General features: G+C 28.9%; 10 protein-coding genes, 1 tRNA gene and 1 other RNA gene. 11 read left to right on the top strand and 1 reads right to left on the bottom strand.

The window, feature by feature from the left end; all coding sequences use genetic code 11:
- Positions 1 to 4 precede the first annotated feature (4 nt).
- From MSCUN_RS01710 to MSCUN_RS01700, 3 genes are all read left to right on the top strand, one after another.
- Positions 5 to 766: an MTAP family purine nucleoside phosphorylase gene (locus MSCUN_RS01710; RefSeq protein ID WP_095609046.1), complete on the top strand. Its 762-nt coding sequence runs from the start codon at positions 5 to 7 to the stop codon at positions 764 to 766.
- 73 nt (positions 767 to 839) lie between these two features.
- A complete protein-coding gene (gene nadA / locus MSCUN_RS01705) occupies positions 840 to 1,757 on the top strand; it encodes a quinolinate synthase NadA (protein ID WP_095609045.1) in 918 nt (305 codons plus the stop codon).
- Positions 1,758 to 2,005: 248 nt separating this feature from the next.
- Positions 2,006 to 3,085 (top strand): hypothetical protein, encoded by a 1,080-nt coding sequence (locus MSCUN_RS01700; protein ID WP_095609044.1) that lies wholly within the window; start codon positions 2,006 to 2,008, stop codon positions 3,083 to 3,085.
- A gap of 386 nt (positions 3,086 to 3,471) precedes the next feature.
- Here MSCUN_RS01700 and MSCUN_RS01695 read toward each other — a convergent pair whose 3' ends face one another.
- Complete coding sequence (locus MSCUN_RS01695; RefSeq protein ID WP_095609043.1) at positions 3,472 to 3,669, bottom strand: histone family protein; 198 nt, start codon at positions 3,667 to 3,669, stop codon at positions 3,472 to 3,474.
- 329 nt (positions 3,670 to 3,998) lie between these two features.
- Between MSCUN_RS01695 and MSCUN_RS01690 the strand changes: the two genes are divergently transcribed.
- The 8 genes from MSCUN_RS01690 to MSCUN_RS01655 all read left to right on the top strand — a co-directional run bounded on the left by MSCUN_RS01690 (position 3,999) and on the right by MSCUN_RS01655 (position 14,921).
- The gene (locus tag MSCUN_RS01690) at positions 3,999 to 5,771 is read left to right on the top strand and encodes an MJ1255/VC2487 family glycosyltransferase (protein WP_095609042.1); all 1,773 of its coding nucleotides are present in this window, start codon (positions 3,999 to 4,001) and stop codon (positions 5,769 to 5,771) included.
- A gap of 319 nt (positions 5,772 to 6,090) precedes the next feature.
- Positions 6,091 to 8,733 carry a valine--tRNA ligase gene (locus MSCUN_RS01685; RefSeq protein WP_095609041.1) on the top strand — a complete coding sequence of 881 codons (2,643 nt, stop codon included), beginning with the start codon at positions 6,091 to 6,093 and terminating at the stop codon, positions 8,731 to 8,733.
- A 234-nt stretch (positions 8,734 to 8,967) separates the two neighbouring features.
- A complete protein-coding gene (gene aroA, locus MSCUN_RS01680) occupies positions 8,968 to 10,245 on the top strand; it encodes a 3-phosphoshikimate 1-carboxyvinyltransferase (protein ID WP_095609040.1) in 1,278 nt (425 codons plus the stop codon).
- Between the two features lie 27 nt (positions 10,246 to 10,272).
- On the top strand, positions 10,273 to 10,929 hold the full coding sequence (locus MSCUN_RS01675; RefSeq protein ID WP_394338960.1) for an endonuclease III domain-containing protein: 657 nt from the start codon (positions 10,273 to 10,275) through the stop codon (positions 10,927 to 10,929).
- 845 nt (positions 10,930 to 11,774) lie between these two features.
- Positions 11,775 to 12,302: a hypothetical protein gene (locus MSCUN_RS01670; RefSeq protein WP_146192103.1), complete on the top strand. Its 528-nt coding sequence runs from the start codon at positions 11,775 to 11,777 to the stop codon at positions 12,300 to 12,302.
- 55 nt (positions 12,303 to 12,357) lie between these two features.
- Complete coding sequence (locus MSCUN_RS01665) at positions 12,358 to 14,256, top strand: DHH family phosphoesterase (protein ID WP_095609038.1); 1,899 nt, start codon at positions 12,358 to 12,360, stop codon at positions 14,254 to 14,256.
- A 163-nt stretch (positions 14,257 to 14,419) separates the two neighbouring features.
- Positions 14,420 to 14,735, top strand: an RNA gene (ffs, locus tag MSCUN_RS01660) — signal recognition particle sRNA.
- 102 nt (positions 14,736 to 14,837) lie between these two features.
- Positions 14,838 to 14,921: transfer RNA gene (locus MSCUN_RS01655), tRNA-Ser, on the top strand.

Raw genomic sequence — 14,921 nt, 5'->3', positions numbered from 1 at the left:
TCATATGATTGGACTTATTGGAGGAACAGGAACCAAGCCCTTACTTGAAACATATCCTATTACCTCAACTGAGGAAATTACAACAGAATATGGAAAAGCTCCAAAAATATCAATACTTGAAATTGGAAATAAACAAGTAGCATACATGCCAAGACACAGTATGGGACATTCAACACCTCCACATATGATAAATTACCGTGCAAACATAGAAGCACTAAAAACAATAGGTGTTAACCAAGTATTTGCAACAAATTCTGTAGGATCACTAGATATGAATATACAACCAGGAAGTCTGCTAATACCTGATAACTTCATAGACTTTACACATGATAGAATTTCTACATTTTATGATGATAAGGTTGTACATATTGATTGTACAGATCCATTTTGTGAAACTTTAAGATCTAATCTTATAAGCTGTGGGGATGTACATCCTTATGGAATATATATTGCTACTCAAGGTCCAAGATTTGAAACAGCAGCAGAAATCCAGTTTTATAAACAAATAGGTGGAAAAGTAGTTGGAATGACACTTGTTCCTGAAGTTGTACTTGCACGTGAACGTGAGATGTGTTATAGTAGTATATGTGCAATAACAAATTATGCAGCTTCAATATCAAAAGATAAACTAACAATAACAGAAGTAATGGATGCAATGGAAGATGCAACTGAAAATTTACTTCAATTATTAACAAAAACAATTGAAAAAACAGATGAAAAAACAGAATGTATATGTCAAAATATACTTAATGATGCTATTATTTAATATAAAAGGTGTTACAAAAATTAAAACACTAACTTAATAATAAAGGTGTTATATCAAATGGGTGATGTTAAAAATGAATGATGAAATTATAAAAGAAATTAAACAATTAAAAGAGGATAAAAATGCTATAATACTAGCACACAATTATCAACCAAAAGAAATCCAGGAAATTGCAGATTTTATTGGGGATTCACTAGAATTATGTCTTAAAGCAGCAGATGTAGATGATGTTGATATTATAGTATTTTGTGGAGTTAACTTTATGGCAGAAACAGCTGCTATAATATGTCCTGATAAAAAAGTATTACTACCAGATAACCGGGCAAACTGTCAAATGGCAGATATGATCTCACTTGAAGAACTAAAAGCTGCAAAAGAAGCACATCCGGAGTGTGAAGTTGTATTATATGTAAATAGTCGAGCTGAAACTAAAAGTGAAGCTGATATTATATGTACATCAGCAAATGCTGCAAAGGTAGTTGAAAGTTTAAATTCTGATAATTTCATATTTGCACCTGATCATAATCTTGGTGTTTACTCAGCAAAACTAACAGGAAAAGATGCAATAATTGTACCAGAAGATGGACACTGTTATGTACACACAATATTTAAACCAGAGGATGTACAAAAAGCACGAAGTGAATATCCTGATGCAAAAATAGTTGTACACCCAGAATGTCCAGAAGATGTTAAAGAACTTGCTGATTATGTTGAAAGTACTGGTGGAATGGTACGCTTAGCAAAAGATCCAGATATAAAACAATTAGTTGTAGGAACAGAAATTGATCTTACAACACGTCTTAAACGTGAAAATCCAGATAAGGAATTTATACCACTACGTAAAGATGCATTCTGTCTTACAATGAAGCTTGTAACACTTGAAAAGATTCGAGACTCATTAGCTGATGAAAAATATGTTGTAGAAGTAGATGAGGAAATTGCATCTAAAGCACGTGTGGGAATTGAACGTATGTTAAACTTATCAAAATAGAGAAATTTTAAAATTCCTTCATGAAAAGTTATGTATTAAACCTTTTTTTAAGGGACATACTTTTTCATCTTCTTACTATTTTTTTTTAATAACTACTAATTTTTTTTTTGTATAAATATTTAATAACTTATTTTTAGAAATGATTAAAATAAATATTAATCAAAAAGTGAATATATTTTTTTTTATGGAATATTTAATCTAAATAAAATAAAATGAGAATATATTCTAGATTTAAATTATAAATGTTGGTGATATATATTACTTCATGTATTAAGAAGGCATTTTCAAATAATAAGTCTATTTATGTTGGAATTTTTCTAATTCTTCTTGCTGCATTTATTTTAGCTACAGATTATCTTGATAGTTTTCTAACAACACTACTTTGGCCATTACTTGAAGGTTCATCAGAAGGTAAAAGTGTACTTTTCTTTGTTTTATTAGGAAGTATGTTTATTATAACAGCTGTACTTAGAAATAACACATACTTTAATATGAAATTTGATTATCTTACAGGTGATGCTCGTTTTAAATATATCATATGGCTTGTTGCTATTATGATTGCATGTGCATTATTTGGTCTTATTATTGAATTTTATATAAGATCAAGTTATGGTGTTTCATATTTTACAATTTTAACATCAATGGATAATGTTACAAGTACTACAAGTCCTATGCATTCACATCTTTATAAGTCTGTACTAGGTTATGTTGCAAATACATTTGTACCATCACATATTAACACAGCATCATCAATTCTTAAGTTTTCACTTCCATATAACTTAGTTGTTATACCAGTTGTTATTATATCATTTATTCTTGGTATGATTAGTATAACATGTATGGGTAGAGTTTCACGTTTTATTTCAATTTTTGCTTTTTCTATGGCAATTATTGGACTTTTTGATGGTGGTATGTTTTCACAACCATTTCTTATTGGTATTTTTTTACTTCTTATTATATGGAATGCTAAGGGTCGTTATGGTATAAAATATCTAATTAATCCTGTTGTTATTATAGGATTAATACTTATACTAGGATTTTTTATGGAAATTGGTGGAAGTAACAGTGCATATCATACACTTACAGTTGTAAATCAGAGTGAACCTGTTGATATGTCAAATTATAATGTAACACACATTGATGTTGTTGGTGATAAAACTATTTATACAATTAATTCAACAACACCTGATAAAGAGTTAATTCAAGAAGTGTTTGAGTCGTTTGATCATAAGTGTGATGTTACATTTATGACGTGGGATTTTTATAGTTACTTTGAAAATCCTACAATGAAACTAAGACAAGAAGAAAAATATGGATATCCTGTATAAAAAAATAGAAAAATACTTTAACATTTTAACCCACCCTCCCCTTTTTTTTTATAATAACTTTTTTTTTAAAGTAATTTTTTTTTTAGAAATTTAAATAAAATAAAATTGAGTATACTTTAAGTTTTTATTATTGAAGGGTAATTTAAAGAAAAGTTTTTAATTAAATATAAAAAAAAGAGAGTTTTTTCATTTAATTAATTTTTAATATATAAAATAAAAAATAAAATTTATGGAGGTTAGGGTAAGTTTATTTTTTTTGCTAAATATTTTTTAGCTTTTAATGAAAGTTTAAAAAAATAATATCTTTTTATTTTTAAAAAAATAAAAAAAAAGTTAAATTCTTTTTATTTTTTTTTTATAAAAGAAAAAAGAGTTTTAAAGCATGTTTATATAGCTAATTCTATATCACTTGCTTTTACAGTTTTACGTCCAGCATGTTTTGCTAATGCTACTGCATCTGTACTTATTTTTTCTCCAATTTCTTCTAAGATATTTGCTAATTCTACTTTAGCATCTTCACTTACTCTTATTGCACCTGCATTTTTGATAATTCTTCCAACTGGTGCTATTGGTAGTTCAGACATAAATTAATAACCTCCTCTTTATTAAGTAATTATAAAGTATATCTATAGATGTATATATAATTAATTAAATAAAATCGTTTTTAATTCTATTTTATTAACTTATTATTTTTTATTTAATATATGATGTTTGAAAAAATTATAATTTTCATTTTAGTAAAGTAGTATTGTTTAATATTAAGAAAGTTAAATTTTTTAATGATTTTAATAAGTATTTTTAGTGTAATATAATTATTTTTTAATCTTAATTTATAATAGTTACTAATATTATAATAGAATATAAATAATAAAAAATTTTTTTTAATTTTTTTTGTGGAGGGAATTATTTTTCTATGAAAGTTAGTATAGTTATTCCAACATATAATGAGCAAGAGTATCTTCCAAATCTACTTGAAAGCATACAAAGACAAGATTACAAGGATGTTGAAGTTATTATTGCGGATGCTAATTCAACTGATAATACAAAGAAAATAGCAGAGGAATATAATTGTATTATTGTTGATGGAGGACTTCCTGGTGTTGGACGAAATAAAGGAGCTGAGAAAGCTACAGGTGAAGTATTATTATTTTTAGATGCTGATTCTGTTTTAACTGATAATTATCTTAAATGTGCAATTGATGAATTTACACAACATAACCTTGGAATTGCAATAACTCAGATAGTACCACTAGAGAAGGGTTTTATTAATGAATTATCACATGAATTTGCAAATTATTTTACAAAACAAATTTCAAAAAGAAAACCTCATGGTGCAGGATGTTATGGAATATTAACATATAAGTCATTACATGAAAAAGTAGGCGGATTTGATGAAAAAATAGATTTTGGTGAAGATACAGATTATATTGAACGTATTGCCCAGATAAGTCGATTTAAAGTTCTTGATACTCCTCGACTTTTAATATCTACACGTCGTCTTGAAGAAGAAGGACTCAAAACACTTGCATTAAAATATACAAAAAGTACAGCAAAACAATTAGCTGGAAATAAAGTTACACTAGATGATATAAATTATACATTTGGTCATGAAAAAGAAAAACTTAAACGTAACCCTAGAATATTATACTCATTATGTGGTGAAGGACTTGGTCATGCAATACGAAGTGCAATAGTAATAGAATACTTAATACAAAATAATTATGATGTAATAGTATTTGCAAGTGATCGAGCATATCAGTACTTATGTACTAAGTTTAATAATATACATGAAATTAATGGATTTAACACAGTATATGAAAATAATAGTGTTAAAAATAAGAAAACATTCACATATAATATGCGTGATGTACCAAGTGATCTGCAACGTAATATGTCTAAGATGTATAAACTTGCACGTGAATTTAAGCCGGATGTTGTTGTGTCAGATTTTGAATTTTATGCAAATTTACTTTCACACATATTAAATATTCCACTTATTAGTCTTGATAATATGCATGTAATAACAGATGCAAGATATAAAGTATCTTCTAAATATATGAAAGATCGTATATTTGCTGAAGCTGTAGTTCATGCATTTATTCAGAAAGCTAAAAAAACTCTTATCTATTCATACTTTTATCCACCACTAAAGGATGTGAAAGATACACAATATATAAAACCACTAGTACGTGAGGAAATTAAGAAATTAAAACCAACACAAAAAGATTACATTCTCGTATATCAGACAAGTGATTCTAATGAAAAATTAATAGAACTTCTTAAGAAAAACTCTGATATAGAATTTAGAATATATGGCTTCCATGAAGATAAACGTGAAGATAACTTACTTTTCCGTGCTTTTACTGAGGAAATATTATATAAGGATCTTAAAGATGCAAGATGTGTAATTGCAAATGGTGGATTTTCATTTATTACAGAAGCATTAGAACTTAAAAAGCCAGTACTAAGTATACCTGTAAATAAGCAATTTGAACAAATATTAAATGCAATATATATAGATAGACTTGGCTATGGTGAACATCATGACATGATAACACAAAATATACTAGATAATTTCCTTAAAAATGTGGATACATATCATGAAAATATTAAAGAAAACTATAAAACAGTTCCAAATAGTGAAATATTAGAAGTAATTAAAGATACAATAGATAATGTAATCTAAAAAATCAGATCATAGAATTTATCTATTTACTAATATTCTCCCCCCTATATTTACACTTTTTTTTATATGGTAAAAAAAACCTATCTTTGGTATATAAAATTTAATATTCTATTTTTAACATAAATATATAATAATTAGTAAAAAAGATTTTATTTTTTATATATATAAAATTCCACATATAACAAACAAGAAACTACTATTTAACAAGGAAAAAAAAATAAACTAAAAAAAAACAAATAAAATCTAAACTTTTTTAAAAAAAAAATAATAAAATTTATAAAAATTTAACATAATTAAATTTTAGGAGACATACTTTAAGATGAGTAATAATGAGATTCCAAAGGATTATGATCATACCAAGGAAGAAGAATTACAAGACTTATGGCAAGATAAAAAAACATACAGATTCATAGGTGATGGAACCAGACCAACATACATAATAGATACACCACCACCATATCCAACAGGAAAACTACACATGGGACACGTACTAAACTGGGTATATATGGATATAATAGCAAGATACAAACGTATGAACAACTATGATGTACTCTTCCCACAAGGATGGGATTGTCACGGACTACCAACAGAGGTAAAAGTAGAAGAAATTCATAATATTAAGAAAAATGATGTATCACGTGAAAAATTCCGGGAATACTGTATAGACCTAACACATGAAAACATCGAAAAGATGAGACTACAAATGCGTAAAATGGGGTACTCACAAGACTGGGATCATGAATATATTACAATGCTTCCTGAAAATAAGATGAGAACACAACTATCATTCCTAAAATTATACGACCAAGATATGATATATCAGGATATTCATCCAATAAACTGGTGTCCACGTTGTGAAACAGCAATAGCATTTGCAGAAGTAGAATACTCAGATAATGTAACAAAATTAAACTATGTAAATTTCCCAGCAACAGATGGAAATGGACATGTAACAATTGCAACAACAAGACCAGAACTTTTATGTGCATGTGTAGCTGTAGTTGTACATCCTGATGATGAACGATACATGAATTTACATGGTAAAACATTAACATTACCATTATATGAACGTGAAGTTAAAATTATCACAGATGAATCAGTAGACCCAGAATATGGTACTGGAGCTGTAATGATCTGTACATTTGGGGATAAAACAGACGTTGAATGGGTAACAAAATATAACCTTGATGTTATTAATGCAATAAGTGAAAAAGGTGATATGCTTGATGTATCAGGAAAATATGCTGGAATGACAATTAAAGAATGTCGCAGTGAAATAATTGAAGATCTAAAACAAGCAGGTTATCTGATAAAACAAGAAGAAGTTGACCAAAATGTTGGACTTTGCTGGAGATGTAAAACACCTATTGAAATTATGACTAAAAAACAATGGTTTGTAGCAGCAAATAAGATGACCCAAGATATTATAGATCAAGCAAAACAAATGAGATGGGTTCCACAACACATGTATCAGAGACTAGAAAACTGGGCAAATTCCATGGACTGGGACTGGTGCATATCAAGACAAAGAATATTTGCAACACCAATACCTGTATGGTATTGTAAAGATCATCATCATGTAGTACTTCCATCAGAAGAGCAACTACCAGTAGATCCAACAATAGATAAACCAGACCATGTATGTGCTGAGTGTGGATGTGATGAATTCATAGCAGAAGAAGATGTACTAGATACATGGATGGATAGTTCAATAACACCACTAACAATAGCAGACTGGCCAAATCCTGGATGGGAAAAAATATATCCTGCAACATTAAGACCTCAAGGTCATGATATTATAAGAACATGGGCATTTTATACAATTCTTAGATGTTATGCATTAACTGATGTAAAACCATTTGATGAAATAGTAATAAATGGTATGGTATTTGGTGAAGATGGACATAAAATGAGTAAATCACTAGGAAATGTAATAGCACCAGAAGAAGTAATAGATGAATATGGAGCAGATGCACTAAGATTATGGTCAGCAAACAGTACACCAGGATCAGATGTACCATTTGGATGGAAAGATATAAAACATGCATATAAATTCCTACGTAAATTCTGGAATGCATTCAGATTTATTAACATGAACTTAGATGGTGAAATACCAGATCATTTAACTGGTGATAATATCATTGATAAATGGATACTATCAAAACTTAACCGTTTAAATAGAACTGTAACTGATGCATTTGAAGAATATGACTTTGCAAAAGCAGAACAAGCAATATATGACTTTGTATGGCATGACTTCTGTGATGAATACATTGAAGCTGTAAAATACCGGTTATATGAAGATCTTCCAAGTACACCTGATGCAAAATACACACTAAAACACACAATAGAAACAGTACTAAAACTCATGGCTCCAATAACACCATTCTTTGCTGATACAGTGAATTCATATCTTGGTAATGAATCAGAACAATTACATATTGGTGGATGGCCAGAAATACAAGAAGAATTAATATCTGATGATGTAGAACTTATTGGAAACTATGCTATTGATATTATTGATGAATTAAGACGTTATAAATCATCACATGGAATAGCATTAAATCAGCCACTTAGTATTGTAAATATATATACAGATGATGTAGAAAAAGTAGAAGCTACAATTGATGATATTAAAAATACTAATCGTGTTGAAAATATATCAGTATCAAGTGGAAAACCTGACTTAAATGAAAAAGTTATAAGTGTAGAACCAGTTATGAGTATTATTGGTCCTGAATTTAAACAAAATGCAAAGAAAATCATAGATTATATTGCAAATACTGATCCATCAGAGATTCAAAAACAACTAGAATCTGATGGTCGTGTTGTTGTAGTTGATGATGTTGCATTTACAGATGAACATATAACTAAAGAATCAGAACTTGTAAGTAAAACAGGGGAAGTTGTGGATATTCTTAAAACTCCTAATATGAATGTATTATTAGAAGTTCAAAAATAAGGAATAGAAGTTAAAATTTAAAAAAAAACTTTTAATCTTTATACTCTTCTTTTTTTCCTTCTTTTTTTTAAAGTAACTAATTTTTTTTTTACATACTTATTTTTTTTTAGAATGATAATATATAGAATCTATTAAAAACATAAAAGAAGATATAAAAGAAAAAAAATTTTACACACCCCAAAAAATAATAATAATAAAATAAATTTTTAAAAAAATATGAAAAGGTAATATATTATGGATTTACAAGTTGAAAAAGTAGATAAAGTATGTGGTGAAATTAAAGCACCTGCATCAAAAAGTTATTCACATCGTGCATTTATTGCAGCAGCATTGGCTGAGGGTCAATCTATTTTACGTGACCCTTTATATTCTGAGGATACTCTTGCAACACTACAAGCTTGTGAGAAGCTTGGTGCATTATTTCAAAGGTTTCCTGATAAATGTATAGTTCAAGGAACAGCTGGATATATCAGAACACCTGAAAATGTGATTGATGTTAAAAACTCAGGTACCAGTGTACGAATACTAAGTAGTGTAGCAGCAATAGCACCAAGAGCAAACTACACAATATTTACAGGTGATGAATCACTAAGAACAAGACCAATGCAATATCTAATAAATGCTTTAACTAATCTTGGTGTTACAATTGTATCATCACAAAATAATGGAACACCACCAATAATTGTAAAAGGTGGATTTGATGGTGGAAAAACAGATATTAAGGGAAATGTAAGTAGTCAATTTATATCATCAATACTAATGGCAGCACCATATGCAAAACGTCCTGTAACATTAAATGTTAAAGGAAAATTTGTATCTAAACCATATGTAAACATGACATTATCTGTAATAAGTAAGTTTGGAATAGACTTTGAATATGATACATCAAATCAGCCTGAATACTCATCATACTACATAGAGCCACAAACCTATGAATGTACAGATTATACAATAGAAGGTGATTATTCATCAGCATCATACATGATAGCAGCAGCAGCTCTACTTAAATCAGATATTATAATTAAAAATCTTTATGAAGATTCAATGCAGGGTGATAAGGTAATTGTTGATATTATACGTCGTATGGGAGCTGAAGTTGAAGTATCAGAAACTGAAATACATATTAAAAGTGATGGTAATTTAAAAGCTTTTGATATAAATCTTGCTAATGCACCTGATCTTCTTCCAACTGTTGCAATTTTAATGGCAGCTGCTGATGGATCATCAACAATAACAGGAGTAGAACATGCTCGGTTTAAAGAAACAGATCGTGTTCATAATTGTGCAGCTGAATTAGCATCAGTTGGTGTTGATGTTGAGGAATTCCAGGATGGTCTTAAAATAAGTGGAAAACCTACAGGTGGTATTGTAAATTCATATCTTGATCATAGGATGGTTATGGCATTTTATGTTCTTGGTCTTAAAATTGGACATATTACAATTCAAGATGCAGCATGTTATGATGTATCTTTCCCAAATTTCCTTGAAGTAATGGATCAAATAACACAATAAGAAACTAGTGGAGAATGGTGATTATTAATGGTAGTTAAAAGTAGTATGATAGGTGATTTTTCAGAAGATCAAATCATTGATATTGTAGATACATTAGAATCTATGTATAATAGGCGTACATTTTATGATATGGATCCATATCGTGTTCTTATTCGTACAATTTTATCACAACGTACACGTGATGAGAATACAGATCAAGCATCAGATAAGCTCTTTAGTGTATATCCAACAATGGTGGATGTTGCAAATGCACCTGTTGATAAGATAGCAGAGCTTGTTCATTGTGCAGGATTTTATAATGTTAAAGCAAAACGTATAAAAGAAGTTTCAAAAATATTAATTGATGAATATGATGGAGTTGTACCTGATACGGTAAATGAGCTTATGAAACTTCCAGGTGTGGGTCGTAAAACTGCTAATTGTGTTATGGTATTTGGTTTTGATAAAGAAGCTATACCTGTTGATGTGCATGTTCATAGAATTTCTAATCGTCTTGGTCTTGTTCATACTCAAACTCCTGAGGAGACTGAAGAAGTTTTATGTGAAATTGTACCTATGGATTATTGGATTCCTATTAATGATTTAATGGTTCAATTTGGTCAGACAATTTGTAGACCTATTAGTCCTAAGCATGATATGTGTCCGTTTGTTGGTGTGTGTGAATTTTATAATTCAAGTGATTAATTATTAAGGATGTGAAAGGGAAGTTTTTTTCTTTTTATCCCTATTTTTTCAGTATTTTCAAAAAAAGTTATTAAAAATTACTTAATCTATTTTAAAGTATATTTTAGTATATTTATGGAAATAATTATATATATCCTTAAATTTCATAACTTATATATATAACATGTTTCTATATTATTAATTGTAAAAATATAATGACCAAAAAAAATTAATTTTAATATTTTATTAACCTATTTTTTAGGAAAATTAATTAATATTAGGATATTTTTTTAGTTGTCGTTTTTTTTTATTAGTTGTTGATTTTTATATTCTTAAGATTGGAATTTAATTAAAATTAGAGGAAAAAATAGAAGAATATTTAGATTTATTACTTATCCTATTTTTCTATTTAACATAGACCAAACTTAATTTTAATTACTACAAATTCCACCTTTTTATAACAAAAATAAGGTAAAATAAAAATCTATAATAATTAATAATTACAATTTTTTTGATAAATCATTTAATACATATAATTTTTTTTTAACCACAAAATTATTTTTTTTAAAATAAAATTAAGAAACCACACAACTAATACCCACCATGAAAAATATCTAAAAAAAATATGAACTTCCAATTTTTAAAACTTATTTTTTCTTAAAGAAATTTTTATTTATACTAACTTATCATGCTATTAAACTATCAAAAAAAAATATAAGATGAAAAAATAAAAATTAAAACAAATATTAAAAGTACTTCAAATAACCTACAAGTTAAATATACACCTTTTTATCAACCATAACTATTAAATAAATAATATTTTAATTATATTTAAATATTTTAAGTAAAATCAACAAATATATTAAATGTTTAGACTAATTAGTTATGGAATTGATTATATGAATAAAAAAGCCATAATATCCTGTATTATAATAGTACTTGCTATTATTGCTCTTTTTTATATAAACAGTATAAATAAAGCTGATGCTGAAATTCCATTAATAAATTATAACCTACAACAGGGAAATAAAAACTATAATGAAATTACAGATAATATAAATCAACAAAAATATCAAGAAGCATCAGATAAGATCAATAACACAATGACATATTATGAAAATGCACGATATAGTACCCAAAAAGCTTTAAATAAAACAATCAAAGAAAACGACAGTATACTAACTGAGTACTTTAAACATACAACTGAAGAAATAGATTTAAAAATACAATCACTTGAAGAAATACAAAAAGGAATAGGTGATGTAAATTCAAATAATTTACAATCATCAAAAGAACACTTCAAAAAATCTAATCAACTAATACAAAACACATCACAATATACTATTGAACGTAACAATTTAGAAAAACAACATTTAGACAAATTCATAAGCTAAAAAAAAGAGAATTTACTTATGAAAAATAAAGCTAAAAACATAGGAGTAAAACAACATGAGTAAAACAACTACATATACAAAGCCAATGGTATATGTACTTAATCCTTCATGTCAAATAGAAGACCTTGAAATCGGAAGTGACTATGAGGGAGTTATTACCAGAGTAGAAAAATATGGTTTTTTTGTAAGTCTAAGTAAAAGTGTATATGGACTACTTAGAACCCGTAATCCAAAAGAAAAAGTTGGAGATAAAATAGTTGTAAAAATCTCAGAAATTAAACCACATAAAGGAAAAATGGATGTAGATTTAAGCTATTCAAAAACACGCTATGGTAATGACTATGAAAAAGTACCAGTAAAACGCAGCGTTAAAAAAACAAAAGTCAAAGACCTAACAGAAGATCTTATAGGACGAAATGTTGCAGTACAAGGAGAAATCATACAAATACAACAAACCAGTGGTCCTACAATATTCACATTACGTGATGAAACAGACATAACATGGGCAGCAGCATTCAATGAACCAGGTGTACGAATGTATCCTGAACTTGAAGTTGAAGATGTTGTAGAAATACTAGGTGAAGTATCACTCCATAGTGGTAAAATACAAATTGAATCAGAATCAATTGAAAAACTACCTGAAGATGAAGAAGAAGCTGTAAGACGAGCAATTGATATGGCTGTAGATAAAAAAGCTGAATCACCTGATACATCAGTAATGATAGAATCAGAAGTACTTGATAAACTCAGACCAAAACTTGCAGCTGCAGCAAAAGCAATAAGACGTGCAATTCTTGATGGAAGATCAATTCTCGTACGCCACCATGCAGATGCTGATGGAATATGTTCAGGAATAGCAGTAGAACAAGCAGTACTACCATTACTTCGTGAAGAAAGTAATGATGCAGATGCTGAATGGCACTTCTTTAAAAGATCACCAAGTAAAGCACCATTCTATGAACTTGAAGATGTTGTAAAAGATTTATCATTTGCACTTGAAGATCAAGAAAGACATGGACAAAAACTACCACTTCTAGTATTACTAGATAATGGATCTACAGAAGAAGATGTAGCAGCACTAAGACACTCTAAAGTATTTGGAGTAGAATCAGTTGTTGTAGATCACCACTACCCAGGAGAAGTAGAAGATGGAAGATCACTAATTGATGATTATGTAGATATACATGTAAATCCATACCTTGTAGGTGGAGATTCACAACTTACAGCAGGAGCATTAGCAGTAGAACTTGCTGGTATGATTAATCCTGATGTACGTGATAAAATAAGACACTTCCCAGCAATTGCAGCAGTTGGAGATCATGCTGAATGTGATGAAGTAGATCAATACCTTGAAATTGCAGAAGAACTTGGATATTCACGTGAAGATCTTGATCGTGTATCAACATGTGTAGACTTTGAAGCATACTTCCTAAGATTTAATAATGGTCGAGGAATTATGAATACACTACTTGGACTTGAAGATCGTGAACGTCAAGAAGAACTACTTGATGTATTAATGTCTGAATCTGATAAAAGAGTTGACACACAACTTAAAGCAGCACTTCCTAATGTTGAAACAGTATACTTTGATAATGGAATTCAACTTAACAGACTTGATGTTGAAAAATATGCTCATAAATTCACATACCCAGCACCTGGTAAAACCACAGGATATGTACATGATAAATTAGTACAAGAAAAAGGTGAAGATAAACCTATTATGACACTTGCAAATGGACCTGACTTTGCAGTACTAAGAGCAACTGAAACTATTAAAAATGACTTTGATTTCAACTTAAATAATGTAATTACAAAGATACAAGAAGAACTTCCACAAGCAGGAGTAGATGGTGGAGGACACGAAGTTGCAGGATCTCTTAAATTTGTAGAAGGATTACGTGATGAAGTTTTAGACTTATTCATTGAAGATGTAAAGGATCTTAAAAGAGATTAAATTCAAAACCTAATCTCCCCTTAAACAAATTTTCTCTACTCACCTTTTTATTATAAAATAAACTTAAATTACTATTTTTTATAAAAAAAATAATTCTTTTGATAAATAATTATTACTATTTTTAAATACAAAAACTTTATAAATACTAAATTATATATATTATAATTAAGCTAGGTCGGGAGGTTAGTGGTCTCTTATCAGCTCAAATCCTCTATATGGAGCGACCGAAGTTTTTGGAGAGGCATATTAAATACTTATAAGCCTATATTTGCAGCGTAGAAGCTTCGTCCCTTGGGATTAGCGGTGATGGAAGTTTAACTGGAGGGTTAAACTAAACTATCTTAATCAATTGAACGGGTCAGGTCTGGAAAGAAGCAGCTCTGTTTTGGACAACTGATGTTCGAGGATCCGCGGGGTGGAGCTATGAATATAGATAACTTATATTTATGAGGTATGTCCATCCAATTACATGCTTGTAAAAATAATATGTATATTATAAAACTATATCAGTTAATTTTATATATTATAAACAATATAGTATAATATAGCTTTTTATTTATAACAAAAACTTAATTTTATATGTCGAGGTGGCCCAGCCTGGTACGGCGGTGGCCTGCTAAGCCACTGGAGAGATCTCCACCCGGGTTCGAATCCCGGCCTCGGCG

The organism is Methanosphaera cuniculi (assembly GCF_003149675.1).
Lineage (GTDB): Archaea > Methanobacteriota > Methanobacteria > Methanobacteriales > Methanobacteriaceae > Methanosphaera > Methanosphaera cuniculi.
Note: the sequence above shows the minus strand (reverse complement) of the source record. Positions and strands in the feature narration are given on the sequence as shown.

What these genes read in the sequence shown, in the direction of transcription:
- MSCUN_RS01675 (WP_394338960.1), top strand. Translation starts at nt 10,273, where the DNA reads ATGGTAGTTAAAAGTAGTATGATAGGTGATTTTTCAGAAGATCAAATC.
- MSCUN_RS01670 (WP_146192103.1), top strand. Translation starts at nt 11,775, where the DNA reads ATGTTTAGACTAATTAGTTATGGAATTGATTATATGAATAAAAAAGCC.
- aroA (WP_095609040.1), top strand. Translation starts at nt 8,968, where the DNA reads ATGGATTTACAAGTTGAAAAAGTAGATAAAGTATGTGGTGAAATTAAA.
- MSCUN_RS01710 (WP_095609046.1), top strand. Translation starts at nt 5, where the DNA reads ATGATTGGACTTATTGGAGGAACAGGAACCAAGCCCTTACTTGAAACA.
- MSCUN_RS01695 (WP_095609043.1), bottom strand. Translation starts at nt 3,669, where the DNA reads ATGTCTGAACTACCAATAGCACCAGTTGGAAGAATTATCAAAAATGCA.
- MSCUN_RS01665 (WP_095609038.1), top strand. Translation starts at nt 12,358, where the DNA reads ATGAGTAAAACAACTACATATACAAAGCCAATGGTATATGTACTTAAT.
- MSCUN_RS01690 (WP_095609042.1), top strand. Translation starts at nt 3,999, where the DNA reads ATGAAAGTTAGTATAGTTATTCCAACATATAATGAGCAAGAGTATCTT.
- MSCUN_RS01685 (WP_095609041.1), top strand. Translation starts at nt 6,091, where the DNA reads ATGAGTAATAATGAGATTCCAAAGGATTATGATCATACCAAGGAAGAA.
- nadA (WP_095609045.1), top strand. Translation starts at nt 840, where the DNA reads ATGAATGATGAAATTATAAAAGAAATTAAACAATTAAAAGAGGATAAA.